General features: G+C 64.2%; 25 protein-coding genes. 11 read left to right on the top strand and 14 right to left on the bottom strand.

Features of this window, described 5'->3' with window-relative positions:
* Nucleotides 1-138: 138 nt before the first annotated feature.
* The 6 genes from PDMSB3_RS11645 (at nucleotide 139) to PDMSB3_RS11620 (ending at nucleotide 9078) form a co-directional block, all read left to right on the top strand.
* Nucleotides 139-2487 (top strand): hybrid sensor histidine kinase/response regulator, encoded by a 2349-nt coding sequence (locus tag PDMSB3_RS11645; RefSeq protein WP_165186219.1) that lies wholly within the window; start codon nucleotides 139-141, stop codon nucleotides 2485-2487.
* Between the two features lie 245 nt (nucleotides 2488-2732).
* Nucleotides 2733-3743: a cytochrome c oxidase subunit II gene (coxB, locus tag PDMSB3_RS11640; protein ID WP_165187463.1), complete on the top strand. Its 1011-nt coding sequence runs from the start codon at nucleotides 2733-2735 to the stop codon at nucleotides 3741-3743.
* Nucleotides 3740-6391, top strand: coding sequence for a cytochrome c oxidase subunit I (gene ctaD / locus PDMSB3_RS11635; protein WP_165186217.1), 2652 nt, complete (start codon nucleotides 3740-3742; stop codon nucleotides 6389-6391). The genes coxB and ctaD overlap by 4 nt, the downstream gene beginning before the upstream one ends.
* 16 nt (nucleotides 6392-6407) lie before the next feature.
* The gene (locus tag PDMSB3_RS11630; protein ID WP_007181486.1) at nucleotides 6408-6737 is read left to right on the top strand and encodes a hypothetical protein; all 330 of its coding nucleotides are present in this window, start codon (nucleotides 6408-6410) and stop codon (nucleotides 6735-6737) included.
* Nucleotides 6734-7684, top strand: coding sequence for a cytochrome c oxidase assembly protein (locus tag PDMSB3_RS11625; protein WP_007181487.1), 951 nt, complete (start codon nucleotides 6734-6736; stop codon nucleotides 7682-7684). The genes PDMSB3_RS11630 and PDMSB3_RS11625 overlap by 4 nt, the downstream gene beginning before the upstream one ends.
* The gene (locus PDMSB3_RS11620) at nucleotides 7681-9078 is read left to right on the top strand and encodes a c-type cytochrome (RefSeq protein WP_007181488.1); all 1398 of its coding nucleotides are present in this window, start codon (nucleotides 7681-7683) and stop codon (nucleotides 9076-9078) included. The genes PDMSB3_RS11625 and PDMSB3_RS11620 overlap by 4 nt, the downstream gene beginning before the upstream one ends.
* Before the next feature lie 240 nt (nucleotides 9079-9318).
* Here the strand turns inward: PDMSB3_RS11620 and PDMSB3_RS11615 are convergent, their stop codons facing one another.
* On the bottom strand, nucleotides 9319-9723 hold the full coding sequence (locus tag PDMSB3_RS11615) for an NUDIX hydrolase (RefSeq protein WP_051059009.1): 405 nt from the start codon (nucleotides 9721-9723) through the stop codon (nucleotides 9319-9321).
* A 218-nt stretch (nucleotides 9724-9941) separates the two neighbouring features.
* Nucleotides 9942-10826: a DUF72 domain-containing protein gene (locus PDMSB3_RS11610; RefSeq protein ID WP_035518575.1), complete on the bottom strand. Its 885-nt coding sequence runs from the start codon at nucleotides 10824-10826 to the stop codon at nucleotides 9942-9944.
* Nucleotides 10827-10997: 171 nt separating this feature from the next.
* On the opposite strand from PDMSB3_RS11610, the gene PDMSB3_RS38425 reads away from it, so the two are divergent.
* Both PDMSB3_RS38425 and PDMSB3_RS11600 read left to right on the top strand, forming a co-directional pair.
* Nucleotides 10998-11504: a hypothetical protein gene (locus tag PDMSB3_RS38425; RefSeq protein ID WP_232064181.1), complete on the top strand. Its 507-nt coding sequence runs from the start codon at nucleotides 10998-11000 to the stop codon at nucleotides 11502-11504.
* A gap of 15 nt (nucleotides 11505-11519) precedes the next feature.
* The gene (locus PDMSB3_RS11600; protein WP_405044867.1) at nucleotides 11520-11792 is read left to right on the top strand and encodes a DUF2964 domain-containing protein; all 273 of its coding nucleotides are present in this window, start codon (nucleotides 11520-11522) and stop codon (nucleotides 11790-11792) included.
* Between the two features lie 24 nt (nucleotides 11793-11816).
* On the opposite strand, the gene PDMSB3_RS11595 is transcribed toward PDMSB3_RS11600, so the two are convergent.
* From PDMSB3_RS11595 to PDMSB3_RS11585, 3 genes are all read right to left on the bottom strand, one after another.
* Complete coding sequence (locus tag PDMSB3_RS11595; RefSeq protein WP_007181493.1) at nucleotides 11817-12293, bottom strand: hypothetical protein; 477 nt, start codon at nucleotides 12291-12293, stop codon at nucleotides 11817-11819.
* A gap of 35 nt (nucleotides 12294-12328) precedes the next feature.
* Entirely contained in the window at nucleotides 12329-12703 is a 375-nt protein-coding gene (locus tag PDMSB3_RS11590; protein WP_007181494.1) for a DUF3564 domain-containing protein, read from the bottom strand.
* A gap of 73 nt (nucleotides 12704-12776) precedes the next feature.
* Nucleotides 12777-13112, bottom strand: a complete 336-nt coding sequence (locus PDMSB3_RS11585) for a c-type cytochrome (protein ID WP_007181495.1) — start codon at nucleotides 13110-13112, stop codon at nucleotides 12777-12779.
* Nucleotides 13113-13338: 226 nt separating this feature from the next.
* On the opposite strand from PDMSB3_RS11585, the gene PDMSB3_RS11580 reads away from it, so the two are divergent.
* Complete coding sequence (locus tag PDMSB3_RS11580) at nucleotides 13339-13623, top strand: DUF1488 family protein (RefSeq protein ID WP_085954203.1); 285 nt, start codon at nucleotides 13339-13341, stop codon at nucleotides 13621-13623.
* A 102-nt stretch (nucleotides 13624-13725) separates the two neighbouring features.
* Nucleotides 13726-14712: a zinc-dependent alcohol dehydrogenase family protein gene (locus PDMSB3_RS11575; protein ID WP_165186212.1), complete on the top strand. Its 987-nt coding sequence runs from the start codon at nucleotides 13726-13728 to the stop codon at nucleotides 14710-14712.
* Nucleotides 14713-14787: 75 nt separating this feature from the next.
* Here the strand turns inward: PDMSB3_RS11575 and PDMSB3_RS11570 are convergent, their stop codons facing one another.
* From PDMSB3_RS11570 to PDMSB3_RS11540, 7 genes are all read right to left on the bottom strand, one after another.
* Complete coding sequence (locus PDMSB3_RS11570; protein WP_007181498.1) at nucleotides 14788-15576, bottom strand: helix-turn-helix domain-containing protein; 789 nt, start codon at nucleotides 15574-15576, stop codon at nucleotides 14788-14790.
* Nucleotides 15569-16000 carry a response regulator gene (locus PDMSB3_RS11565; RefSeq protein WP_007181499.1) on the bottom strand — a complete coding sequence of 144 codons (432 nt, stop codon included), beginning with the start codon at nucleotides 15998-16000 and terminating at the stop codon, nucleotides 15569-15571. The genes PDMSB3_RS11570 and PDMSB3_RS11565 overlap by 8 nt, the downstream gene beginning before the upstream one ends.
* A 216-nt stretch (nucleotides 16001-16216) precedes the next feature.
* Complete coding sequence (locus PDMSB3_RS11560; RefSeq protein WP_007181500.1) at nucleotides 16217-16867, bottom strand: response regulator; 651 nt, start codon at nucleotides 16865-16867, stop codon at nucleotides 16217-16219.
* Nucleotides 16864-18210 (bottom strand): PAS domain-containing sensor histidine kinase, encoded by a 1347-nt coding sequence (locus PDMSB3_RS11555; protein WP_007181501.1) that lies wholly within the window; start codon nucleotides 18208-18210, stop codon nucleotides 16864-16866. Before PDMSB3_RS11555 ends, PDMSB3_RS11560 begins: the two co-directional genes overlap by 4 nt.
* 282 nt (nucleotides 18211-18492) lie before the next feature.
* Nucleotides 18493-19320: a universal stress protein gene (locus tag PDMSB3_RS11550; RefSeq protein ID WP_165186209.1), complete on the bottom strand. Its 828-nt coding sequence runs from the start codon at nucleotides 19318-19320 to the stop codon at nucleotides 18493-18495.
* Nucleotides 19317-19823: a universal stress protein gene (locus tag PDMSB3_RS11545; RefSeq protein WP_007181503.1), complete on the bottom strand. Its 507-nt coding sequence runs from the start codon at nucleotides 19821-19823 to the stop codon at nucleotides 19317-19319. Before PDMSB3_RS11545 ends, PDMSB3_RS11550 begins: the two co-directional genes overlap by 4 nt.
* Before the next feature lie 37 nt (nucleotides 19824-19860).
* Nucleotides 19861-20697, bottom strand: a complete 837-nt coding sequence (locus PDMSB3_RS11540; RefSeq protein WP_007181504.1) for a universal stress protein — start codon at nucleotides 20695-20697, stop codon at nucleotides 19861-19863.
* 227 nt (nucleotides 20698-20924) lie between these two features.
* Here PDMSB3_RS11540 and PDMSB3_RS11535 point away from each other — a divergent pair, with 227 nt between their 5' ends.
* On the top strand, nucleotides 20925-21440 hold the full coding sequence (locus PDMSB3_RS11535; RefSeq protein ID WP_007181505.1) for a flavodoxin family protein: 516 nt from the start codon (nucleotides 20925-20927) through the stop codon (nucleotides 21438-21440).
* Between the two features lie 83 nt (nucleotides 21441-21523).
* Here PDMSB3_RS11535 and PDMSB3_RS11530 read toward each other — a convergent pair whose 3' ends face one another.
* Together PDMSB3_RS11530 and chrA are read right to left on the bottom strand one after the other, a co-directional pair.
* Nucleotides 21524-23155 (bottom strand): oleate hydratase, encoded by a 1632-nt coding sequence (locus PDMSB3_RS11530; protein ID WP_165186206.1) that lies wholly within the window; start codon nucleotides 23153-23155, stop codon nucleotides 21524-21526.
* A 157-nt stretch (nucleotides 23156-23312) separates the two neighbouring features.
* A complete protein-coding gene (chrA, locus tag PDMSB3_RS11525) occupies nucleotides 23313-24530 on the bottom strand; it encodes a chromate efflux transporter (protein WP_007181507.1) in 1218 nt (405 codons plus the stop codon).
* Nucleotides 24531-24750: the final 220 nt, after the last annotated feature.

Below are 24750 nucleotides of genomic sequence, written 5' to 3'. Positions count from 1 at the left end.
GGGGCGGTTGCAACGGTTTGCCTTGCATGACGGCGCATGGTTATTGGTAGGCAAAGTCTCTCGCGGTATAGTGCGACGATTACGATCAGGCGCTTGCTTCGCGTTCACTGACGAGCAACTCTGGGAGAAAGGAACGCCATGATGAATTCGCCCCTGTTCGATGGGCTCGACTCGAACTGGTCAGTCAGGTGGGTGGAATCCGTCTCCGATTACGCGATCTTTGCACTCTCACCGGACGGCCGGATCCAGAGCTGGAATCCCGGCGGAGAAGCCATTTACGGATACCGGCGTGACGAGGTTCTCGGCCAGCCGCTGGACATCCTCTACACAGAGGAAGACCGCTCGAGGGGGCTGCCCGCGGCAGGTCTGGAGACCGCGCGGCGGACCAATCGCTACGACACCGAAGGATGGAGAGTGCGCAAGGACGGCACCGTCTTCTGGGCGAGCATGGTGACGACCACCTTGCGCGCGGAGGATGGTCGCATTACAGGCTTCGCGAAGATCGTGCGGGACATGACCGACAAGAAGACCGCGCACGACGCGGTTCTCGAAAGTGAACGGCATTTTCGTATGCTGGTTCATGGTGTGACGGACTACGCGATCTATATGCTCTCGCCGGAGGGCATCATTACCAACTGGAACCCGGGCGCGCGACGGATCAAGGGCTACGCGGCGGAAGAAGTCATTGGTTCACATTTTTCGCGCTTCTACACCCCCGAAGACGCCGCGGCCGGGTTGCCTCAGTACGGCCTCGCAGTCGCGGCGCGCGAGGGCCGTTTCGAGGCCGAAGGCTGGCGCGTCAAGCGCAATGGTGAGCGCTTCCTCGCACACGTCGTGATCGACGCGATCCGCGACGACGACGGCACGCTGGCGGGATTCGCCAAGATTACCCGCGACATCACCGAGCGCGCGGAAGCCGCGCGGCTTCTGGAAGAAACCCGCGCGGCACTCTTCCAGTCGCAGAAAATGGAGGCGATCGGCAAGCTCACCGGCGGCGTCGCGCATGACTTCAACAATGTGCTGCAGGTGCTGCGGGGCAATCTCGAACTGCTGGAACACCGGCACGGCCGCGACGGATGGACCCGCGAGCGGCTCGAAAAGGCGATCGACGCCGTGGAACGGGGCGCGAAGCTGGCGTCGCAACTCCTTTCGTTCGGACGCCAGCAGCCGCTGCAACCGGTCGTGATCAATCTGGCGCCCGCCATACGGGGCATGGACGACCTGCTGCGCCGCGCGCTCGGCGAGACCGTGGAGGTCGAAACCGTCGTGGCCGGCGGCTTGTGGAACACGCTCATCGACATTCACCAGCTCGAAAACGTGCTGCTAAACCTGGCGATCAACGCGCGCGACGCGATGCCGGAGGGTGGCAAGCTGACCATCGAACTATCCAACGCGATGCTCGACGATCATTACGTCGCGGGGCTGCCCGACGTGCCGCCGGGCCAGTACGTGCTGCTTGCGGTAACCGATACCGGTACGGGCATGCCTGCCGATGTGTTGCAGCGAGCCTTCGATCCATTTTTTACCACCAAGCCGGAAGGTCGGGGCACCGGCCTTGGACTGAGCACGGCGTATGGCTTCGTGAAACAGAGCGGCGGCCACATCCGCCTGTACAGCGAGGTCGGGCACGGTACGACCGTCAAGATTTATCTTGCCCGGTCCATGGGAACAGCAGTCGAACCGCCCCAGCGGACCAGCGTCACGTTGCTGAGGGGCGCGGAGACGGTCCTTGTTGTCGAAGACGACCGCAAGGTGCAGTCGACGGTGGTCGACACGTTGTCGGGTCTCGGCTATAGCGTGCTGAAAGCGGACGACGCGGAGCAGGCGCTGGCCGTAATCCGCAGCGGAGTCCATATCGACCTGGTGTTCACCGACGTCGTCATGCCGGGTCCGCTCCGCAGTCCCGACATGGCCGCGCAGGCGCTTCAGTTCCTGCCACGCCTGAAGGTGCTTTTTACATCGGGCTACACGCAAAATGCGATAGTTCACGGCGGCCGGCTGGATCCGGGCGTGGAACTGCTGAGCAAGCCCTACTCGCGTGAACAGCTGGCTTACAAGATCCGGCAGCTGCTTGGGCCGTTCACCGAGCCTACCCGCCTCGACGCGCAGGAGCCGGCCGCGCGAAGCGATGGCGCCGCCGCCCTGCGCGTTCTGCTGGTGGACGACGATCCCGAGTCCACCGAGGCCATCGGCGCCCTGCTGAAAATGCTGGGCCACGAGCCTGCGATGACCGATTCGCCGGAACAGGCGCTGAACTGGCTGAAAACCGGATCGTTCGACATTCTGATTGCGGACCTTACGATGCCTGCCATGCCGGGCATAGAACTGGCGCAAAAGGCTGTGGGGTTGCGGCCCGAGCTGCGAGTGGTGTTCGCGTCCGGCCGTGAGATGCCGGACGTACCGGGGTTGGACTTCGTCTGGAAGTCACTGCGAAAGCCTTACGCGCTGGAGGATCTGAGCGCGGCGCTGGAGGCGTTGCGTCAATAGCGTTCGGCACTTCAGGGGGCGTCTTCGGGCTCGAAGCGGCGCCGGAGCGTGCCGATGACGCGCTTGTCCGCATGCAGAGCTTGTCCGGCATGAGGTAATCCGCTTACGCCAGGCGCGATCGTTTTCCCCTGGAGCGTGGGACAGGAACGGAAAATGCTCACGCAGGGCGTCTGCGAGTCGAGTTCCATCGAATGACTGCTCACCTGCATGCGCCACTAATCCGAAGCCGTCTCATGCGTATCGGAATGCCCGGAGGCGGTCTTGCGCTGTTTGCACGCACCGGGCACGCGGAGATCGTCGCGCCGCAAGACGCGCTTCATCCGGCCGGCATTCAGGCCGCGTACATCCTCGGGCTGTGGCATGTCACGTTGATCGTGTGCGGCGTGGTGTTCGCCGCGGTGCTTGCCGCCGTGCTGATCGCGCTGATGCGCCGTTCCGGCGGCCCCGACCGTCATGCGGCCGACGGGCAGATGCCGCACGAGCGCCGTGCGCAGAGCGCGATCGTGCTGGCAAGCATGGTGTCCGTGGTTTTGCTGCTTGGACTCGTGGTAGCAGACGTGTTGACGGACCGCGCGCTGTCCCGCCTGCCGGTCGGCAATGCCTTGCACATTCAGGTGACGGGCGAGCAGTGGTGGTGGAAGGCGGATTATCCCGGCGACGCCGGGCATCCCGGCTTCGCGACCGCCAACGAGTTGCACGTTCCGGTGGGACGGCCCGTGATCGTGTCGCTGAAGGCGAGCGACGTGATCCACAGTTTCTGGGTGCCCAATCTGCACGGCAAGAAAGACATGCTGCCGGGCATCGATTCGACGATCGAATTCCGTGCCGATAAACCGGGCGTCTACCGCGGACAATGCGCCGAATTTTGCGGCGCCGAACATGCGTTGATGGCGATGCTGGTGTTCGCGCAAGCGCCCGCCGATTACGAATCATGGGCCGCGCGGCAAGCCGCGCCCGCTTCAGCCGCCGCGGACATGACGACCGTGCAGCGTGGGCTGCAAATCTTCGAGCAGTCGAGTTGCGCGAACTGCCATAGCGTGCGCGGCACGTCGGCGCGCGGAACCGTGGGACCGGACCTCACGCATCTGATGAGCCGTCAGACGATCGCTTCGGGCGTGCTCGCCAACACGCCGGGCAATCTCGCCGACTGGATCCGCGATCCCGGCGCGACCAAGCCCGGCACCACCATGCCGGCCGTTCCGTTATCTGCGCCCGATCTTCAGGCGCTGGTCAGCTGGCTCGCCACACTACGATGACGGCGCCCGACAATTCCCCCCGCCAGCGTTCCGACCTGCTGGTGAAGGACGGACCGGATGCGCCCGCCGGGACACGTGCCATGCTCGCCGAAACCTGGAGCGATCCGGCCGGATTCGTCGGCTGGTTCTCCGCCGTGAATCACAAGACCATTGCGCGCCGTTTCATCGTCACCACCTTCGTTTTTTTCCTGCTGGCCGGCTTGCTCGCGCTCGTCATGCGCACGCAGCTCGCACGCCCAGGCAACCGTCTGGTTGGACCTGATCTGTACGACGAACTTTTCACCCTGCATGGCACGACCATGATGTTCCTGTTCGCCGTGCCGATGATGCAGGCGGTTGCGAGCTACCTGATTCCCTTGATGATCGGCGCGCGCAGCGTGGCGTTCCCGCGCATGAACGCCTACGCGTACTGGGTTTTTCTGTTCGGCGGGCTGACGCTGTACGTCGCCTTCGCGCTCGGGGCCGCACCGCGAGCGGGATGGTTCAGCTACGTGCCGCTCGCCGGCCCCGACTACGCAACCGGCAAAGGCACGGACATCTGGGCCCAGATGATCACCTTCACCGAGCTTGCCGCTTTGCTCGAAGCGGTGATCCTCATCACGACCATTCTGAAGATGCGTGCGCCCGGCATGTCGCTCAACCGGCTGCCGCTCTTCGCATGGGCGACGCTCGTCACGCAGTTCATGATTCTCTTTGCGATGCCGTCGATCATGCTGGCAAGCACGGCGTTGATTCTCGACCGGCTGGTGGGCACCCAGTTCTACAACCCGGCGCTCGGCGGCGACGTGCTGTTGTGGCAGCACCTGTTCTGGTTCTTCGGCCACCCGGAGGTGTACCTCATTTTCATTCCCGCACTCGGGTTCATGTCGTCGATCATTCAGACCTTCGCACGGCGCCCGGTGGTCGGCTATCCGGCGATGGTGCTGTCGCTGATCGCGACCGCGTTTCTCGCCTTCGGCTTATGGGTGCACCATATGTTCGCCACCACGGTCCCCGAACTGGGCAAGAGTTTTTTCACGGCGGCAAGCGTGCTGATCGCGGTGCCCTCGGGCGTGCAGATTTATTGCTGGCTGGCGACGCTGCTGACTGGCCGTCTTCAACTGAAGGCGCCGCTGCTTTTCGTGTTGGCGTTCTTCTTCGTTCTGGTGCTGGGCGGTATGACCGGCATCATGCTCGGTTCGGTCGCGCTCGATCTTCAGGTGCACGACACTTATTTCGTCGTCGCACATCTGCATTACGTGCTGATCGGCGGCGCGGTGTTTCCGCTGTTCGGCGCTTTCTACTACTGGTTTCCGAAAGTCACCGGTCGCCTGCTCGGCGAGCGGCTTGCGCGCTGGCATTTCTGGCTCTTCTTCATTGGCTTTAACGTCACCTTTTTTCCGATGCACTGGCTCGGCCTGCATGGCATGACGCGGCGCATCTGGACCTATCCGCAGGGTCTCGGCTGGGGGCCGATGAATATGAGCGCGACGCTGGGCGCTTACACGATGGGCGCCGGCGTATTGCTGTTTCTCGTGAACGTGCTGAAGAGCCGCGGGCATGGCGAGCGCTCGCCGGCCGACCCGTGGGGCGCGAGCACGCTCGAATGGAGTGTGCCGAGCCCGCCACCGCCGCACAATTTCGACGTGTTGCCCGTGGTGCATGGACGTGATCCGTTATGGGAACCGGTACGGCAGCCGGCGACAGTCTCCGGTCTCGCGGCGGGCGCGCGCGAAGTGCTGACCACGAGCGCGCTCGACGCGATGCCGGAAACCCGGCCGCTTTTCCCGACGCCTTCCATCTGGCCGTTTCTCAGCGCCGTCGCGACAACGGTCTTCTTCATCGGCTCGATCTTCACGCCGACAGCCGTGTGGTGGGGCAGCGTGCCGGTCGGCGTGGCGATGGTCGCGTGGTTCTGGCCGAGGCGCGGCAACAATGCGATCGCGCGGGCGCTGGAGCGCTTGCCCTGGGATGACGAGGTGTCACGCCGGACCGGCGACGTACCCGCCGATGCGGGCGAGGGGCCGCGAGTGAAACTGCTCGAACCGGGCGAAAGCGACACGGCGCAGGCGGCTTCGACACTCGAAGTGCGCCAGCTCCCAAGCTTCGGCTTCAGTCATCGCAGTTTGATGTGGTGGGCAACTGCGGGGCTCATGGCGATCGAAGGGACGGTGTTCGCGATCGCAGTCGCCATGTACTTCTATTTGCGCGGCGTGAATGCAGCGTGGCCGATGCATGCGCCGCCGCCTGGCTTGCTGTGGGGCACGGTCAACACGGTGATTCTGCTGGCGAGCCTGTGGCCGAATCAACTGGCGAAGCGCGCGGCGGAACGTGGCGATCGTGTCGGAGCCCGAATATGGCTGAGCGTGTGCCTGGCGTTCGCGGTGGCGTTTCTGGTCGTTCGCGGTTTCGAGTTCGCCGCGTTGAACGTCATGTGGTACGCGAACGCGTATGGCTCCATCGTCTGGTTGCTGCTGGGCTTGCATACCACGCATCTGATCACGGACACAGTGGACACGGCCGTGCTCGCCGCGCTGCTGTTTACCGGACCTTTCGAGGGCAAACGGCTTCTGGATACGAGCGAGAACGCGATTTACTGGTACTTCGTCGTACTGAGCTGGCTGCCTATCTATGCGGTGCTGTATCTCGCGCCGCGCATGCACCTGTAGAGCATGGAGCGCGACCATGAATATCTGGCTCGGTCTGCTCGCGGCGCCCACGGTGGTGCTCGCCACGCAAAGCATCAATTACGCGCTGATCCGGCTGGTCTGCGGGACGGGTGCGGTCTGGCCGCTTCATCTGGTGAGCGCGCTGGCGTTCGGATTCTGCGTGCTGTCGTCGTGGCTTGGCTGGGCGAGCTGGCGCGCGCAGGGGCATGCGGACGCTCCGGCTTACGCGTCGCGGGCGTCGCGCGGCGCTTTTTTCGCGCTGATGGCGATGGTTGTCGGCGCCCTCAGCGCGGTCGTTCAACTCGCGATGTGGTTTCCGCAATGGGTTCTCCCGCCTTGCCGATGAAGACACTTGCCGAACGCGCCGCCTTGACGCTCCTGCTGACCGGATGCCCGCTTGCGCGTGCCCATGTTTTGAGCGACGCCGAGCGCTCGGCGCCTTCGTTCGGCTGGAGCTTTGAGGCTTGGGTGATCGCGTTGATGGCGGTGAGCGCGCTCGCGTACGTGGCGGGCTACATCCGTTTGCAGCGTCGCGGCGGCAGGCTCGGGCGGGCGGCGCGGGCGCGCCGGCTGTGGCTGGCGGCATTCGTTGCCGGTTGGGCCACGCTCGTGATTGCGTTGATGTCGCCGCTCGATACGTTAAGTGGCGCGCTGTTTTCCGCGCACATGGTGCAGCACGAATCGATGATGCTGATCGCGGCCCCGTTGTGCGTGCTCGGCCGCCCGCTCGGCGTCTGGATCTGGGCGTTGCCGCGCGCCGCGCGGCTCCAGGTCGCACGCGCGGTGCGAACGCCGGCCGTCGCGCATGCGTGGCGGACGCTGACCGCACCGCTGACCGCCTGGCTGCTGCACGCCGCCGCGCTATGGGCATGGCACGCACCAACGCTGTTCGAGGCCGCGCTCGCGCATCCGTTCATACACACGTTGCAGCACGCGAGTTTCCTGGTGAGTGCACTGCTTTTCTGGTGGACCGTATTCGGCGACGGCGCGCGGCGGCAGTCGGGCGGCCACGCCATGCTCTCGCTCTTCACGACGATGGTGCACACCAGCGCGCTCGGCGCATTGATCACGCTTTCGCCCGGCTTGTGGTATCCGTCGTACGTCGAGACGTGCAGCGCGCTGGGCGTCGATCCGCTACAGGACCAGCAACTCGGCGGGCTCATCATGTGGGTTCCGGGTGCCGCCGCCTACTTGGCTGGCGGGCTTGTGGTGGCGGCCCGCTGGCTTGCTCGCGGCGACCGTTCGCCGCTTTTCACGCGACGGGCGGCCAGTGTGAAGGACGCCGCGCAATGAAGCACAGCCGGAACAACCGCAGCCTCAAGACATTCACGTCTGCCGTTCTGGCCGTCCTCTGCGTATGCGTTGTCGGGTGGATCAGCACATTGGGAAACCACGCCAACGCAACGGGCGAGGCCGATCAGGCCGGCGGCCGGCCCGACTCCCGCACGCCGGCGCCACCGGAGAAACGGTCCGCGAGCAGCGTGGCCGCGGCGACGCTGGCTCGCGGTGAATATCTCGCGAAAGCCGCCGATTGCGCCGGTTGCCATACGGCGGCCGGGGGCGGCGCCCCTTACGCGGGCGGTCTTGGCCTCGCGTCGCCGTTCGGCACCATCCAGTCGAGCAACATCACGCCCGACCCGCGATACGGCATCGGCCTATATACCTATGACGACTTTGAACATGCGCTGCGCAAAGGCGTGGCGCGAGGCGGCAAGCGGCTTTATCCGGCCATGCCTTATACGTCGTTCTCAAAGCTCTCCGATGACGACGTCCACGCGCTTTACGCGTTCATGATGCATGGCGTGCCCGCGGTGCCGAAGCCCACGCCGCCGTCGGACGTAACGTTTCCATTCAACCAGCGCTGGGCGCTTCGATTCTGGCAAATGGCGTTCGCGCCGCGCGACCCGTTCTCGCCCAAAACGGACCATGACGCGCAATGGAACCAAGGTGCTTACCTCGTGCAAGGAGCCGGACACTGCGGCGCCTGCCACACGCCGCGCGGCTCCGCTTTCGAGGAGAGCGGCTACGATGAGTCTTCGCGCGACTATCTGACGGGCGGTGTGAACGACCACTGGTTCGCGCCCAACCTGACCGGCGACGCAGGCTCAGGTCTTGGCCGCATGAGCGAGGGAGACATCGCCGCATTTCTCAAGACTGGACACGGGGCGGGGGCGATCGCCTACGGCAGCATGGTCGAGCACATCGAGGACAGCTCGCAGTATCTGAGCGATGAAGACCTGGAAGCCATCGCCCACTACCTCAAATCGTTGCCCGCGCAGCGGCCGTCGGGCACCTATACGCCGGGCAGCGATGCGGCGCGCTCGTCCGCGAACGGAAATCGGATTGCCGATTCGCTCCCGGTCGGCTTCTACGTGTATCGGTCGTTTTGCGCGAGCTGTCATCGTGACGATGGCAGCGGCGTCACGCACGCATTTCCGACGCTCGCCGGTAATCCTTCCGTTCTCACGGAAGACACTACTTCGCTGATTCGCCTGCTGGTGGAGGGGGGTAATAGTCCCTCCACGCTCACGGGCCCACCCAGGCAGGCCATGCCGGGTTTTGCGACCACGCTGACCGACGTCGAAATTGCTCTGGTGCTGACGTATATTCGCAGTGCGTGGGGCAACCACGCGCAGCCTGTCACGGCCAACGACGTGGCCACGTTGCGCAAGGAAATCCATAAGTAAGCGAGTAAGCGGCGCGCGGCGTGACCACCGCGCGGATGCTGCCGGCAGACCTGCCGGCCCGAACGCTCAGGCCTCGGGGAGCGGGCGAACTGCGGCACTTCTTTCTCGCCGCTAACGCGTCATTTTTTCAAACGTTGAAAAAGCGTGGCGTGACATATGCTGCATACCACAGCCATAACGCGCAGCCTCGTACGCGCCGCCGCGCGTTACGCGGTCGTCCGACGTGCAGGAAACCGCTCATCAGCACTGCTCGCCTCGCATGACCTTCGCACCATGCCAGCTCAGGAACAACTCGACGATCGCCCGAGTCGGGATACTGGCCGGCAGCGCCGCTATTTCGGTTGGACTGAACCAGTCGCACCGCGAGATTTCGTTGCAGGGCTCAGGTGACACGTCGGGCGCGAGGTCCGCGACAAACACATGATGCCGTTTCGCGAGGCCGCCAAACTGGAAAAGGTAATCGAGCCTCGACTGCACGATGGATGTTTCCTCTTTGAGCTCGCGGAGGGCCGCCTCCAGTGGAGATTCGGAGATTTTGATTGTGCCGCCCGGCAGCGACCACCGCGAGGGCCACGCCAGGCGCGTTCGGGCTACGAGAAGAATCCTCCCGTCGCGGATGCAGATGACGGTCGATCGATCTTTCATTGTGTTCCGTGCTGGGGATTGACGCAAAGCGGGTCGCAGTCGGCTCGCAAGCCGCAGCCGCGAATAGCATTTCGGGAATTGGTTCAGAGGCAACTAACGTGCCGGGTCCGACATGCCGCGGACTAGCCCGTCGATCTGAAAATACGAAGACAATGCACCCGTCGCGTTCGCCGTAGTCAAAGCCAGGATTACGGGTCGTGGATCACCGTTTGCGCCGGCTACACGCCGAGCCGTTTCATCAACCGCTGCGCGTCGAAGGGCGCATGTGTTTTCGCGTCGTTGTCGAAATAGCAGTACACGTCCCGCCTCGCAAGCGTGCGAGGGTGAAGATGCGGCGCGATCAGCCGCGCATCGTCCGGCTGTGAGCCGCGGCGCCATGCGTCGATCCGGGCGGCCCAGCGGTTCAACGCTTCGTCCCCGTAGGCGCCGGAGTATCGCGATTCGGTGCCATGTAGCCGGATATAGACGAAGTCGGCGGTGAGGTCTTCCGCCAGCGGCCACGCTTCGGTGGAGTCGGAGACCACCAGCGCGACATCGTAGTGTCTGAGCATCCCGACGAAGGCCGCGTCGAGAAAACTGGCGTGGCGCACTTCCACGGCGTGGCGCAGTGTCTGCTTCGGTTCAATCGAGACGTGCGGTGTCTTGACCCGCTCATCGTGCTGCCTGGCCAACGAACCTGCGGCGGCGGTGTCGCGAGGCAGCAAGCGTAAAAAACGCTCCATGCCCGCAGGCTCGAACGAGAAGGAGGGCGGGAATTGCCACAGAATGGGGCCCAGTTTTTCGTTGAGCGCGAGGAGTCCCTGTGCGAAAAAGTTGGCGCTTGCAACGTGTGCGCTCTCGTCGCGGAAACGCAATAAGTGCGTCAGATACCGCGCGCCTTTCACGCTGAAGACGAAATCGTCAGGCGTCCCGGCATACCAGCGCCGCCAACTGTCGAGCGACTGAAGGCTGTAGTGGGTACCATTGATCTCAATGGTCTGGAAAAGCGTGGACGCATATTGCAATTCGGCGGCCTGTTTGAGGCCGTGAGGATAGAAGCTGTCGCGCCATCCCTTGTAGCGCCAGCCGGAAATACCGATGCGTGCGTTGCCGGGTTGTTTCATGGAATACGTCGCGTGGTTGCCTGCGTAGACTATCTTCATGCGAAATGAGCAACGGCCGTTCCCGGCAGGGCCGCGGGAAAGATCGCGCGGACGTTGTGGCCGGCGCAAGTCCATCCGTTCCGGCGTCCGTTTGCGAGCGAACACAGCGAATTCATCAAGGAGTAGAAACGCATGCCAAAAGCCGCCGCAGCGACTCCGTTTCATGTTTTCGAGCGTGTGGTCATCAGCCTGTATGACGGCGGCGTGCTGTCGCCAGCGGTACTGGAGCGCGTCATTGGCGCGTTCGCGCAAGCGGATGCCAACTGGAAGACCGCTCCTCATGCCCGTTCCGTCGACGGCCGCTCGCTGCATGAAATCGTCGTGCTGACGATGCTACCTGGCGAGGCCCCGCAATCGCCTTCGGACTCGTTCATGACCGTCGTCGAACATATCGCCGGCGTATCGGTGCCGACACGCACTGGAAGTGCAAATGCCGAAGACGGTCAGCGGGCACGCGCAAAAAACAGAAAAAAACCGAGTGCGGACGAAGATTCCGGCACAGATGAACTCCTTGCGCAATTGTCCGGCAGCGCGCAGCCGGACAGCCGGCACCGCTCAAAAAAGGCCAATCCGCTGGCGCGTTCGAACAGCTTCAATCCATTCCTGAATGCAGCGTTGCCGCGTACAAAGAAATCGTGACGGCCACGGCAATTGATGCTCGTCAAACCCCACCAGCCCGCAAGGCCGATGATGTCTTCACCACTCCGCTCAGACTTCATGGAGGACATCATGGTCCGCTCAGAAAATAGAATCGTTTTTTCGGCAATCGCCGTATTTGTGGCACTGGCAGGTATCGGGGCGTCGATTCGCGGTTTGCTCTTCGACGAGCCGCCGGTGTTTCACTACGGCGTCGCGGCCCTGATCGTCGGCGTTGCGTGTTTTGTCATGCTGCTCAATTCGACAGCCGACGGCGACAGCCATAGTTAAGCGATTAGCGTTGCGCGGCACCGGTCATGCAAGATCCGTCCGGTGCCCGCACTTTGTCGCTCCGGAAGGCCCGGCCGGCTCCACGGGCGCGAGCCGCAACGAGCCCCAGCCGAGCGGCGCAAACACATGGCCGCCGGCCAGTTCGACCAGTTCCACGAATTTTTCGAGCGATACACCCGCGGCAATTCGCACCGGCGCGTTGTTGATGAAGTCCTGCGTGCGCAGCCAGGGCGCGTCGCCGCGGTTGATTTCGTTGACGCTGCGCGCGCAACCGTCGTACCCAGCGTCGGGCGGCAGCAGCGGCCCGTCGAACGCAACTGTCAGAATCTGCTGCGCCGCGTCCTCGTAGGGCAGGCCGGCGTGCTGTTCATAGGGCGCGCGTTCCCAGCCGTCGCCCCATTGCTCGGTGAGCGGCAAGCGTGTGAAATAGGCCCACGGCACACGCACGAAGCAGAGTCCGTACGCGTGACGGACACCGTCCAGATCGGTGGTCAGTCCCATGACGATGGCCTCCCGTAGGTCGAGACATCAGCGTTTCACATGTCGCTGTCGGAGGCGAACAGGCCGTGTTCCGGCTGCACCTGTTCGTTGTCGATACATTGCACATGCCAGTGGCCGGTCATCAGGGTGCGGCCGCGTTCGGCGCACCATTGGGCAGGTCCGGTTTCGCCTTCGAACGGCCCATCGCGGTCATTCAGATCGAGCCCTTCCAGCACACAGACGGGCGTCGTATCGTGCGGCCCGCATACGAGCGTATTGCCGCAATCCATGTGCAGCGTGCCCCATTCGGGCAGTTCGAGCCCGAGATGGCCTTCACGCGACCATTTCCGCGCGTCCTTGTCGAGCCACAGGATTGCAAATGCCATCGGATGGACACGATCGAACGTGTCGAGGTGGACAGTGAGACGCATGAAAGTTCTCCGAAACGTACGGCCGTCGTTCAAGCGAAGCGGACCGCGACACATCGCGGTCTCGAAGGCGGGTTCATTGACTCAGTACCCATTGCACCAGCGTATGCGCATCGTCCGCCGACAACGGGCCGCCGCGGTCGCCCGGCAGCGGCATCGCCATGTCGCCCCAATGTGCTTTGCCGCCGAGCCGCAGTTTGTGCTCGAGCATGAACTGCGCATTCGGCACGTTGCGATAGCGTTCGGCGATCTGCTGGAACGACGGCGCGAGGAACGGCGCATCTCGGGTGTGGCAAAACATGCAGTGCTGCTGATCGACCAGCGCGGTCGGTTCCGGCTCGGCACGCGCGGCGCCGGATGCCAGCGCTAACGCCGCACAGGCGGCCAGGCAGCTTCGGAATAAGGCAATCACGGCATATGCTCCAGCGCGGGGGATGACTTCAGTGTACGGGGACCAGGTTGGGTGCCGTTGACTTCGGTCAACCAGGACGGAATGCCTGAATTTGACGTCGCGCGCATTGGTCCTATGCTGCTGACAGGCGGGCGACCCATAGGTCGCTCCGTCCCGAAGCGTGGCGCGCGGCGCGTAGGCGCGCGAACACGACCGGTCCAGCCTCGCACCCTGCGCAACGAATCAGGTGACGGTCATGAAAATTCATTTTCCTGAAGAACGTCCGGAGTACTGTGCGCGCGATCTCGTCATTGCATTTCCGGCCGAAGTGGACGGCGAACGTGTGCAGTGCGCGATTACCGCCGAAGCGCTCGAAGACCATTTCGGCGCTGCGTCGCTGCGCGAGGAGGATCTGATTGCCGCGTTCGACTCGAACCGGCATCCGATCGAACGCGCAGCGAGGCAGTTGCTCCACGAGATCGGCGGGAAACCTGTGCTGATGCATAGCGGCTACTTCCGCTTTTGCGAGTGATTGCCCGCAGCGCAGCCGGCGGTGGCTGCAGTATCTTGTCGCGATGCTTGCCGCGGCGGGACTTGATAGGTACGCTGGCTTACCAGGTTTGAGGAGAACCGTATGCGTGCGATGGTGTTCGACGGTAGCTCAGCGTTGTTGCGTGAGCAGGAGGTGCCGGACCCGAAGCCCGGTCCCGGGCAACTCCTGATCCAGATTCACGCCTGCGGCGTGTGCCGCACCGATCTTCATCTGGTTGACCATGAGCTCGAGCATCCCAAGCAGCCCGTGATTCCGGGCCACGAGATCGTCGGTACGGTGGCCGGGCTCGGCGCGGGTGTGACGGGCTTTGCCGTCGGCGACCGGGTGGGTGTGCCGTGGGTCGGCCACACTTGCGGGCATTGCCGCTACTGCCTGTCGGCGCGGGAAAATCTTTGCGACGAGCCGGGCTTCACGGGCTATACGATCGACGGCGGTTATGCCGAGCGCACCGTCGCCGACAGTCAGTATTGCTTTCATCTGCCGGCGCAGTACCCGGATATCGAGGCGGCGCCGTTGCTGTGCGCGGGTCTGATCGGCTATCGCACGTTGAAAATGGCGGGCGACGCCCAGCGGATCGGTATTTACGGTTTCGGCGCGGCGGCGCATATCGTCGCGCAGGTCGCGCGTCATCAGAAGCGCACGGTGTATGCATTCACGCGCCCAGGCGATCGCGCAGCCCAGCAGCTCGCGTTGCGCCTTGGCGCGGCGTGGGCGGGCGGCAGCGACGAAGCGCCTCCCGCCGAGCTGGACGCCGCCCTGATTTTCGCGCCCGTCGGAGCGCTCGTTCCGCAAGCATTGCGCGCGGTGGCGAAAGGAGGGACGGTAGTATGCGGCGGCATTCACATGAGCGACATTCCGTCATTCCCGTATGCATTTCTGTGGGGTGAGCGGAACGTGGTGTCGGTCGCCAATCTGACACGGGAGGACGGACTTGCCTTCATGCAAGTTGCTACCGGGCAGCGCCTTGAAATCGACACGACAACTTATGCGCTGACGGATGCGAACCGGGCGCTGAGCGATCTGCGGGATGGCAAGTTAACCGGCGCCGCAGTGCTCGTAGTCCGTTAGCCTGTTAGCCCGTTTAGCGCGCGGGCAGCCTTTCCCTGGCGCCCGCTGCGTGCCGGCGGCGGTCCCGACCGCGAATCAAACCCGCACGAGACCGTCGTGGTCGAGAATCCGGATATTCTTGCCGTGTGCATCGAGCAGTCCGTCACGCTGGAATTTGGAGAGCATCCGGCTCACCGTTTCGAGCTTGATGCCGAGGTAGCTGCCGATTTCCTCACGCGTCATGCGCAGATAAAACTCGGCCGGCGAATAGCCGCGCATTCTCAGGCGGTCCGACAGATTCAGGAGGAACGTCGCCACGCGCTGCTCGGCGGACATCGTGCCGAGCAACATCATCTGCGATGATTCGCGCACGATCTCGCCACCCATCATGCGGTGCACGTGTTGCTGGACGGCCTTGACCTCGCGGCACATGGCTTCGAGCAGATGGAACGGGATGATGCACATCTTGCTGTCTTCGAGCGCGATGGCGTCGCAGTTGTGGTGACCGGAGCACACGCCGTCCAGACCGAGAGAGTCGCCGGCGAGGTGAAAGCCCGTCACCTGTTCGCGGCCGTCGCGGTGCATGACGACGGTCTTGAACGATCCCACGCGCACTACGTAGATGCTCTGGAACGAGTCGTTCGCGCGATAGATCGTCTCGCCCTGTTTGATCGTGCGCGACGGGCAGATCAGCGCTTCGATCCGTTGCAGTTCCGTGGGCGTCAGACCTTGCGGCATGCAGATCGAGCGCATCGAGCAGGCCGTGCAGCCCAGTGTGTCCTTGCGCGGCGCCTGCACGGCGATCGGCACTACCCGGGGAGCGGGCGACATCGGCGGGAAGACGACTGCAGGCGCGGGGACGGAATAGGCGAGGACGTCAGACATGATGTGCTCCGGATGGTAGAAGGGCGCGCGTGCGATGTTCGCCGGCGATCCGCTGGATCGTGTTTCGCGCGAGATCAAATTCGCTGGTCTTGTCGAAAAAGTAGTGGGCACCGCTCATCAGGCAGGCGCGCCGAAACCACGCGCCCGAGTGGTTCGTCAGCACGATTGCGATCACATGGGGCATTTTTTTTGCCAACGATGTGAGCAATTCCATGCCGGTGCCTCCACTCAGATGCAACTCCGTCACGACCAGATCAGCCGCGCCAGTTTCGATGCCCGTGAGGGCTGCGCCGGATTCCTCGGCTTCGCCGACAATCTCCACGCCGTCCAGCGCGCCGAGCAGTGTGGCCATACGACGCCGCACCGATACTGCGTTGTCGACCAGAAAAACTCGGAGGGTGGGGTTCTCAGGGCTTGAGTTCATGGCTCGAAGTATCGGCCGCGCTGTCTCAAAATAAAATCGGCGCGGAATGAACTTCGAGTAGGTGGGCGTGAAGGTTTGTAGGGAGTTTCCTACAGGGGGCTAGGATGCACCAGGAGAGCCCCTGGGTGATAAAGGGTGACGCGTGTGGCGCGGATTCGGCAGAGAGCGCGCCTGCGCCCGCGTCATGGCCCGTGGGCGCAGGCGATGCGGACTCGTCTAGATGTCGCCGTCTTCGTCGCTGACCAGTTTGTGTCGCATGGCATAGCGCACGAGTGCGGCCTCGTGCGGCATCTGCATTTTTTCCAGGATGCGCGTTTTGTAGGTGCTGACGGTTTTGCTGCTCACACACAACTCGACTGCGATTTCCGTGATCGTCTGACCTGCGGCAATTCGCTTCAGAACGTCGAATTCCCGATCGGACAGACGCTGATGCGGCAGCAGATCGACGGGTTCGTTCAGGCTTTGTGCGAACCGCTCGGCCATTGCGAGGCTCACGTAGACACCGCCGGCCGCGACTTTGGTCACGGCAGCCACCAGTTCGGCGCTCGCGCTTTCTTTCGTCAGATAACCGGACGCACCGGCCTTGAACGCGCGCACCGCGTATTGCTGCTCGGCGTGCATGGTCAGCACGAGGATACGCAGCGTGGGTTTTTCCTCCTTGATCTGCTTGATCAACTCGACCCCGTTGCGCCCGGGCATGGACAGATCGAGCACCAGCACGTCGGCGGGCCGCTCGCGGATCAGCGCGACGGTGCTGGCGCTATCGTCTGCTTCGCCGATTACTTCGAAGCCGCTTGCGCCCTTGAGGATATGGCGCAGACCGTCGCGCACCAGCGCGTGGTCGTCGGCAATCAGGACGCGGGTCATGTTTGCATCTCCTGCATCTGCACGGTTTCTGCCGGAATGGTGACGGTAAGCGCAAAGCCATGGCCATGCGCGGTATGAATGTCGACTGCGCCGCCGAGCATGTGGGCGCGTTCGCGAACGCCGAGCAGGCCGAAGGACTTGGCGCCCGGCTCGGCCGTGCGATGCACGCCCTGGCCATTATCGGCGATGCGCAGCACGAAGGTCTGATCGCCCGCGCGCAGGCTCAGCGTGACCAGCGTGGCATCGGCATGGCGCGCCACGTTAGTCAGCGCTTCCTGCACGATCCGGAACAGCGCGGTGGCGCCTGCCGGGCTGAAGCGCGCGTCGCCGGTCTCGATGTCGCGCTCCACGTCGATGCCGTAACGGTTGGTGAAGTCGGTTGCGAGCCACTCGATTGCGGGAATCAGGCCGAGGTCGTCGAGCATGACCGGCCGCAGATCCGCCGCAATGCGGCGCACCGAGGCCACGGTCACGTCGATCAATCGGCGCATGCCTTGCAACTGCTCACGTACCGGCGCGCTTGCCGCGCCGTCCAGCGCCTGTTCGACCGACGAAATGTCCATTTTCAGCGCGGTGAGCTGCTGGCCGAGATCATCGTGCAGTTCGCGCGCAATACGCGTTTTCTCGTCTTCGCGGATGTTCTGCAAATTGGCCGACAGCTCGCGCAACTCCTCACGCGCCTGGCGTTGAGCACGTTCCGCTTTGACGCGCTCCGTGATGTCGCGCAGCATGACCGTATAGAGGCGGATGTTGCCGTCGCGGATCTGCGAAATCGAAGCTTCGAGCGGAAATTCCTCGCCGTTGGCGCGCAAGCCCGCCAGCACGCGCTGTTTGCCCATCTGGCGGTCCGACACGCCCGTTACGCCGAATTGCGCGACATGCTGCGCATGCGCCGCCCGAAAGCGATCGGGGATAAAACGGGCCAGCGGCGCGCCGATCGCGTCCATCGAGGAGCAGCCGAAAACCTGCTCCGCCATCGGATTGAAGATGACGATCCGCTGCTGCTCGTCGATGGTGATGATCGCCTCCATCGACGAACGGATGATCGCCATCATGCGCGCTTCATTCACGGCAGACTGACTGTTCCGGGCGTTTTCCTCGCCGCGTGCGGAGAGGCCGTCGCGCCGCGCGCGCAACAGCAAAAACACGCTCGTGGCCAGAAGCAGGGCGGCGGCGACGCAAATGAGCAGCGCCGGGTCGAACCAGTGCCGGGCGCTCAGCATGGCGGCGAGCGTCACGACGAACGCGGCAGCGGCCGCTGCTGCGGGCCGTGCCGCAAGTGAGCCGGTTCGCTCGCGCAAAACGGCACTGCGCGATGGGGGCGTCTTACCGCTGACGGGCATGTGCATCTCTTTGGAATGACTGCGGACAAGGATCGGACGAGCCGCCCGACGACGTCGGTACGGCGGCGCGCACGGCAAGCACGTCTGTTCCGGGTGGTTCTATGGTTTTTCGTACGGCCACAGGCCGGGGAAACACCGCGCGGAAAGTTTGTGTTTGCGCTCATTGTCCGTGAAACGCCGGGTTCATGCCAGTCCCGCCGGCTGGCGCGGGGCGTGGATGGCCGGCTGATTGCCCCTGGAGCCGGCGCACCCGCCTGGTATCGAGGTATATCGAGGTGTCGCTCAATGCGACATCAGCACGGGCACGGTCATAGACTGAAGCATGGTGCGCGTAACGCCGCCAAGCAGCCGTTCCTGCGCCCGCGCGTGGCCGTAGGCACCCAGCACCAGCAGATCGATGTGGCGGTTGGCCAGCGTATTGAGCAGCATGGCACCGGTGTCGACGCCGGACACTTTCGGCATGGCCGTGAACCCAGCCTCGATGCCGTGCCGTGCCAACCAGGCTGCCACGTCGATGCCGGTCGGCTCGCCGTAATGAGGATGACGCTCGACTTTCACTATCGTGACAAAACCGGCGCCGCGGATGAGCGGCAGCGCGTCGGTCGCGGCCCGCGCGCATTCCCGGCTGCCGTCCCACGCGATCATCACATTCTCGATCTGAGGCCGCACCGGTCCCGCGTACGGCAGCACGATTGCCGGCCGCCCCGAGCCCATGATCACGTCTTCGACGAAATCGCGCGCGATGAATGCGTCCCGGTCTTCCGGGTCGTCCTGGCCGAGGATCAGCAGATCCGCATGGCGCGCATGCAGAATCGCGGTCCCGGTCGGCGCTCCGTCGGGCGCGCGCCATTCGACGCTGCGTCCGGCGCGATCCGCCGCGGCGAGGAAAGCCGCGTGCGCGCTCCTGAGGCTCTTATCCCGTTGCGCTTCGCGGCTGGCGGTCCAGATGTCCTCGCCGTGCAGAAAGAGCGGCCCTGCGGGATCTTCGCAAACCAGGTAGAGGCCGATCAGATGGGCTTCGTGGCGGGCGGCCAGATCGAGCGCATAGTCGAGCCGGGCCGCGCTGTGGGTGCTGTCGTCGAGGTGCACCAGCAGGGTTTTGCAGTTCATGAGGGATCCTTGACAGGCTCGGCCGTGACCCGGGCGAGACTTGCGGCAGGCGCCGCACAATGCGCGGAGATCAGCAGCACCGGACAGGTGGCGATGCGCAGAAAATGTTCAGCGACGCTGCCGAGCACCAGCCGTCGCACACCACGCCGGCCATGCGTGCCCAGCACCACGACGTCGGCATTGAATTCCTGCGCGGCGAGCTGGATGCGGTGCGCGATGTCGTCGCCCGTGAGGTCGGTTTCGACCATCCGCGACGGCCCTTGCACGCCCGCGCTGGCCATCAGCGCGGTGGCGTCGGCGAGCACGTGCCTGCCTTCCTCGACGAGCGCGTCGCGCACGTAGGACGGGTCGTAGCCGGGCACGTCGTAGGACATCAACGGCACGTCCACCACGTAGAGCGGCTGCAGTCGCGCGCCCGAATCGCGCGCCAGTTCGATCGCGGCAGCCAGCGCGTGCGACGAGGTTTCGCTGCCGTCGACGGCAACCAGAATCTGTTTATACATGGCGAACACTCCAGAATAAGAAGGGTAGCTGCCGCGCTCAGTGCGACATCAGTACCGGCACGGTCATCGAGCGGAGAATCGTGCGCGTGGCGCCGCCCATTACCAGTTCACGCCAGCGGGCATGGCCGTAGGCGCCCATCACCAGCAGATCGGCGCCGCTGTCGGCTACCTGCGAGAGCAGCACCTCGCCGACCGATCCGCCCGGCCCGGTTTCGATGTCGGCGACCTCGACGCGCACGCCATGCCGCGCGATCACGGCGGCGATGTCCGCGCCGGGAATGCGGCTGCCTTCGCCGTCGTTTGCGCCGTTGACGGTGAGGATGGTGGTGCTGGTCGCCGCCTGCATGAACGGCAGCGCGTCGTGCACGGCGCGCGTGGCTTCGCGGCTGCCGTCCCACGCGACGAGCACCCGGCTGCCTGTCGATCTTTCATTGCTGGCATAAGGCGCGAGCAATACCGGACGACCGCTCGACAAAACGAGGTTTTCCGGGAAGAAGTCGCCGACATACGATTCCGGATCCCCCGGATTGTCCTGGCCGGCGACGATCAGGTCGGCGCAGCGGCCTGCGCGCGGTATGGCGAGACTGGCCGGCTCGTCGATGGCGAGCCACTCGCCCGACACGCCTGCGCGCCGCAATTCGGCGTGAAACAGGCGTTCGAGCGCAGCGCTGCGCTCCGTGCGCATCTCCTCGTGCGTCCGGTAATACTCCGCGGTGCCGGCCATCACGTAGAGCGAACGCGGGTCCGGCGAGAATACGGCGAACGCGCCGATCAGATGCGCGCCGAACTGGTTGGCCAGACGCAGCGCGATTTCGAGCCGCGGATGGGCGCGCTGGCTGGTGTCCAGATGAACAACGATGGTTTTGTAGCTCATGACAGTCGCTCCGGAGGAAAAGGTGACGCAAAGGTGACGCGCGAATCGGTGAGCTTGAGTCTATGAACGGTGGCGCCGGTCTCATTGACGCAGATCAACGGCGCCGCCAGCGCGGTGCGTGAAAGCGTTATTTGACCTGCGTCATGAGCTGGCGGCCGGTCCCACTTATGCTCCCGACATGTATGGCGTCATGCGCGCCTGAGCGTTTTTCCCGGAAGGAGCGAGTCATGTCTGAAGCCCGTGTTCTAGTCGTTTTCTTTTCGCGTACCGGTACCACGCGCACGCTCGCTTCAACGCTTGCCACGATGCTGTCCGCCGACCTCGAGGAAATCTGCGATTACACCGAACGGCGCGGCGCCTGGGGATATGTGCGCTGTCTTGCCGACTCGTGGCGCAAGCGGCCCGCCGAGATCGTCCCGGCAGGGCTCGACCCCGCGCAATACGACCTCGTAGTGGTAGGCACGCCCGTCTGGGCGGGCGCGGTATCCGCGCCGGTGCGCGCGTATCTGTTCGAAAACCGGTGGAAGTTCAGACATGTCGCGTTTTTTTGCAGTCTGGGCGGCCTCGGCAGTCAGGCCGCTTTTGACGAGATGCGCGAGCTGGCCGGCAAGGCGCCGGTCGCGCAATGCAAGGTGCGCGCCGCCGAGGTGCACCGCGGCGCTGTGGCTGCGGTGCTGGTGCCTTTCATGACCGTGCTGAAGCGCCATCTCGTCAATTATGAAGCGCTCGCATGGACTTCCTGATCCGCACTCCCCTAAGGACGCACACGCCGCACGCCGCGTGAAGCTTCGGCGTACGGCACACGGCGCGAAGCCTGCCTTGCCGTCTAGCGGCTGTGCAATGCGGAAACCGCGCCATACAGCACGCGCGGATCGTGCTGCCCTTTGTACACCGCCGGAGCAGACTTGTTCAAGCCGAGCAGCGTGTACACAGCAGTCTGCGCGGAACGTACCGAATATTCGACCGTGAACACGACGTCGTTCGGCAACTCGCAAAACTGTCCGACGAACGCGAGATTAGCCCAGCCTTCGGGCGCCACTTGCGGCCGGTCGCCGCGCTTGCGCCGCAGGAACTGGCTGGTAATGAACGGCATCAGGCACGGAATGCAGATGGCGTCGTCGAGAATACGCGGGGCTTCGGCCTGAATCTGCAGGTGGCCGAGGAGCTCCGTCATGATTTCGCGGCCGGTGCACTCCGCCATCGGTTTGCTGACGAAGTTGCCCGGCCGGTCGATGTGCAGCCCATAGCCCCAGAAGACCTCGACGTCTTTCGGCTGGCCCAGGAAATGCGGCTGGTGAGGCAGCACGATCGAGGCAAGCCAGTTCGATTGCGGGAAGGTGATCAGGCCGCCTTCGCCGGGCACGTTGCCGGTCAGATCGCGGACCAGACGGAACAGCGTTCTATCGTGCAGCGTCGTGGTAAAGGAGAGCCACCTGGATTCGTCGACATGATCGGCGAAGACGGAAGGATGACCAAACTCGGAATGCCCCGCGGCGATGGTTTTCCACAGCGCCCACGCGCCACTGCTGTCGTCATGATTGAGCACGGCCGGTTGATTCGTGCCGCCCAGGCTCGATCCTGCCGTCATTGAACCGAGCGTGACGATGACCTTGTCCTGTGTGCCCACCGCAATCTCGACACGGCGGTTTTCCTGTTCGCACACAATGCCGGCGACCCGGTTCAGTTCACCGCTTTCGTCGTAATGCAGATCGACGACGCGCGTGTTGGTGCGAAATCTCACCCCGCGTTCGTCGAGCCATTTGCGCAGCGGCCGCACCATCGAATCGTACTGGTTGTAGACCGTGCGCATGATGCCGTGCAACTGGTTGAAGCCCGACGTCATGTGCGCGAAACGCAGCAGATAGCGCCTGAATTCGGCGGCGCTATGCCACGGCTGGAAAGCGAACGTGGTGCACCACATGTACCAGAAGTTGGTTTCGAAAAAATCCGGCTCGAAGTGGTCGGCAATCCGGCTGTCGCCAAGCATGGCTTCCGGTTCGATCGACAGACGCCCGAGCGTCAGCAGATGGGTTTCGGCAAGTCCGTACGACGGCGTGTCCTCGCGGTGGCCGTCGCGCACGAATCGCGCTTTCGACGAGGTGCGGATGGTTTCGTTCCAGTCGAAGATTTCCTTCGTGACGCTGCTGCGGCCGTCCAGCGTGGGGATCGAGTCGAACAGGTCGTAGGTGCACAGATACTTGCTTTCGAGCATCCGTCCGCCGCGCACGACATAGCCTTCCTGTGGCGAGCCGGCGCCGTCCAGGCTACCGCCCGGTTTGTCGAGTGCTTCGAGGATCGTGATGCGGGCGCCGGGTATGTCGGCGTCGCGAATCAGAAAGGCGGCGACCGCCAGCGACGCAATACCGCCGCCGACGAGATAGAAATGTCCGGAGGCGATGGCTTCGTCGCGGGCGGGATCCGCGGCCGCTTGCGTGGCCGGGTAGTGGGAATTGTTCATGTGATGCTCCCCGTGGGGTAATGGCCGTGGACGTATTGCTGAACCATACCCGCACGGCGGAACATGCTCGTTGAGTTGGATCAACGCCGTGCGACGGGGCTCGCCGGTGCGGTATAAGGGCTCCACGCGCACGTTCGGCAAGCGGGCGGAGCCGGCTTCACACGACCCACCACGCGAGCGCGACCGTTATCAACACGACCGCCCACGACGGCACTCGCCACCAGCCGAGCAACACCTGGGCCGCGACGACCAGCGCGAAATCGCGCGCGGTATGCACGGCGCTGGTCCACACGGGGTCGTACAACGCGGCGAGCAGGATGCCGACCACGGCGGCGTTGATACCCGCCATGGCGCGGCGCATCGACGCGAACGCGCGCAGCTTGCCCCAAAGCGGCAACGCCGCGCCGACCAGCAGGAAAGAAGGCAGGAAGATCGCCACGGTGGCGATCAGTGCGCCCGCGATCCCTGCCGGATGACCATTGCTCGTAGCACCGAGAAACGCGGCAAACGAAAACAGCGGGCCGGGGACTGCCTGCGCCGCGCCGTAGCCCGCCATGAAGGTGTTCGCGGGAACCCAGCCATGCGGCACGACGACCGCTTCCAGCAATGGCAACACCACGTGGCCGCCGCCGAATACCAGCGAGCCGACCCGGTAGAACGCCGCAAACAGATCGAGCGGATAACTGTGAAGATAGGCGGCTGCCGCGGGCAGTCCGAACAGCAGCAGGACGAAGGCCGCGAGGCAGGCGAGCGCGCCCGCTCTGGACCCGGGCATGCCGGGCGGCGCACCGGGCACCTCGGTCGACGAACTCAGCAGCGCAGCGCCGGCAAGCCCTGCGGCGACGATCGACGCGATCTGCCCGAAGCCGGCGCCGAACAGGATCACGGTGATCGCGGAGGCCGCCGCGATCGTCGCGCGTGTGCGGTCTGGGCAGAGCATGCGTCCCATCGACCAGACTGCCTGGACCACCACCGCGACCGCCGCGATCTTCAGCCCCCGCAGAAGATGAAGCGAGGTCGTATCCGACAGAAGCGTGAAGCCGTATGCAAAAGCCACGAGCAGGAGCACTGACGGCAGCGTGAAGCCGACCCAGGCCGCGAGCGCGCCGGCAATGCCGCCGCGCAGCCGGCCGATGGCGATGCCGACCTGGCTGCTGCCCGGACCCGGCAGAAACTGGCACAGTGCGACCACGTCGCTGAATGTGTGTTCGTCGAGCCAGCCGCGGCGTCTGACGAACTCGTCGCGAAAGTAGCCGAGATGGGCCGCCGGGCCGCCGAACGAAGTCAGGCCGAGCCTCAGAAAAATGCAGAAGAGCGCCCACGGTGAGCTATGTGCCGGTAGGGCGAGGGGCGTCTCTGTATGCGTGTCGTGCATGGGAAAGGTCGTAACAGTTAAGCCGCGTTGGGCTCCAGAAAATAGCACACGCGGCCTATCCCGGGGCCAGGCCGTCTCGCGAATGCTACCGCGTTCAAACACGCTGCCGCGCAGGCTGTGCGGGTCTGGCACCCCGTTGATGCAGGTCAATCGCAAGGCGCCAATAGTGCCGATGATCTCTCAATAGGCTCGTTGCCCATGTGGCTTCGCTGCAGCAACG

It is taken from the genome of Paraburkholderia dioscoreae (genome assembly GCF_902459535.1).
Classification (GTDB): Bacteria; Pseudomonadota; Gammaproteobacteria; order Burkholderiales; family Burkholderiaceae; genus Paraburkholderia; species Paraburkholderia dioscoreae.
Note: the sequence above shows the minus strand (reverse complement) of the source record. Positions and strands in the feature narration are given on the sequence as shown.

What these genes read in the sequence shown, in the direction of transcription:
- PDMSB3_RS11645 (WP_165186219.1), top strand. Translation starts at nt 139, where the DNA reads ATGATGAATTCGCCCCTGTTCGATGGGCTCGACTCGAACTGGTCAGTC.
- coxB (WP_165187463.1), top strand. Translation starts at nt 2,733, where the DNA reads ATGCCCGGAGGCGGTCTTGCGCTGTTTGCACGCACCGGGCACGCGGAG.
- ctaD (WP_165186217.1), top strand. Translation starts at nt 3,740, where the DNA reads ATGACGGCGCCCGACAATTCCCCCCGCCAGCGTTCCGACCTGCTGGTG.
- PDMSB3_RS11630 (WP_007181486.1), top strand. Translation starts at nt 6,408, where the DNA reads ATGAATATCTGGCTCGGTCTGCTCGCGGCGCCCACGGTGGTGCTCGCC.
- PDMSB3_RS11625 (WP_007181487.1), top strand. Translation starts at nt 6,734, where the DNA reads ATGAAGACACTTGCCGAACGCGCCGCCTTGACGCTCCTGCTGACCGGA.
- PDMSB3_RS11620 (WP_007181488.1), top strand. Translation starts at nt 7,681, where the DNA reads ATGAAGCACAGCCGGAACAACCGCAGCCTCAAGACATTCACGTCTGCC.
- PDMSB3_RS11615 (WP_051059009.1), bottom strand. Translation starts at nt 9,723, where the DNA reads ATGAAAGATCGATCGACCGTCATCTGCATCCGCGACGGGAGGATTCTT.
- PDMSB3_RS11610 (WP_035518575.1), bottom strand. Translation starts at nt 10,826, where the DNA reads ATGAAACAACCCGGCAACGCACGCATCGGTATTTCCGGCTGGCGCTAC.
- PDMSB3_RS38425 (WP_232064181.1), top strand. Translation starts at nt 10,998, where the DNA reads ATGCCAAAAGCCGCCGCAGCGACTCCGTTTCATGTTTTCGAGCGTGTG.
- PDMSB3_RS11600 (WP_405044867.1), top strand. Translation starts at nt 11,520, where the DNA reads ATGCTCGTCAAACCCCACCAGCCCGCAAGGCCGATGATGTCTTCACCA.
- PDMSB3_RS11595 (WP_007181493.1), bottom strand. Translation starts at nt 12,293, where the DNA reads ATGGGACTGACCACCGATCTGGACGGTGTCCGTCACGCGTACGGACTC.
- PDMSB3_RS11590 (WP_007181494.1), bottom strand. Translation starts at nt 12,703, where the DNA reads ATGCGTCTCACTGTCCACCTCGACACGTTCGATCGTGTCCATCCGATG.
- PDMSB3_RS11575 (WP_165186212.1), top strand. Translation starts at nt 13,726, where the DNA reads ATGCGTGCGATGGTGTTCGACGGTAGCTCAGCGTTGTTGCGTGAGCAG.
- PDMSB3_RS11570 (WP_007181498.1), bottom strand. Translation starts at nt 15,576, where the DNA reads ATGTCTGACGTCCTCGCCTATTCCGTCCCCGCGCCTGCAGTCGTCTTC.
- PDMSB3_RS11565 (WP_007181499.1), bottom strand. Translation starts at nt 16,000, where the DNA reads ATGAACTCAAGCCCTGAGAACCCCACCCTCCGAGTTTTTCTGGTCGAC.
- PDMSB3_RS11560 (WP_007181500.1), bottom strand. Translation starts at nt 16,867, where the DNA reads ATGACCCGCGTCCTGATTGCCGACGACCACGCGCTGGTGCGCGACGGT.
- PDMSB3_RS11555 (WP_007181501.1), bottom strand. Translation starts at nt 18,210, where the DNA reads ATGCCCGTCAGCGGTAAGACGCCCCCATCGCGCAGTGCCGTTTTGCGC.
- PDMSB3_RS11550 (WP_165186209.1), bottom strand. Translation starts at nt 19,320, where the DNA reads ATGAACTGCAAAACCCTGCTGGTGCACCTCGACGACAGCACCCACAGC.
- PDMSB3_RS11545 (WP_007181503.1), bottom strand. Translation starts at nt 19,823, where the DNA reads ATGTATAAACAGATTCTGGTTGCCGTCGACGGCAGCGAAACCTCGTCG.
- PDMSB3_RS11540 (WP_007181504.1), bottom strand. Translation starts at nt 20,697, where the DNA reads ATGAGCTACAAAACCATCGTTGTTCATCTGGACACCAGCCAGCGCGCC.
- PDMSB3_RS11535 (WP_007181505.1), top strand. Translation starts at nt 20,925, where the DNA reads ATGTCTGAAGCCCGTGTTCTAGTCGTTTTCTTTTCGCGTACCGGTACC.
- PDMSB3_RS11530 (WP_165186206.1), bottom strand. Translation starts at nt 23,155, where the DNA reads ATGAACAATTCCCACTACCCGGCCACGCAAGCGGCCGCGGATCCCGCC.
- chrA (WP_007181507.1), bottom strand. Translation starts at nt 24,530, where the DNA reads ATGCACGACACGCATACAGAGACGCCCCTCGCCCTACCGGCACATAGC.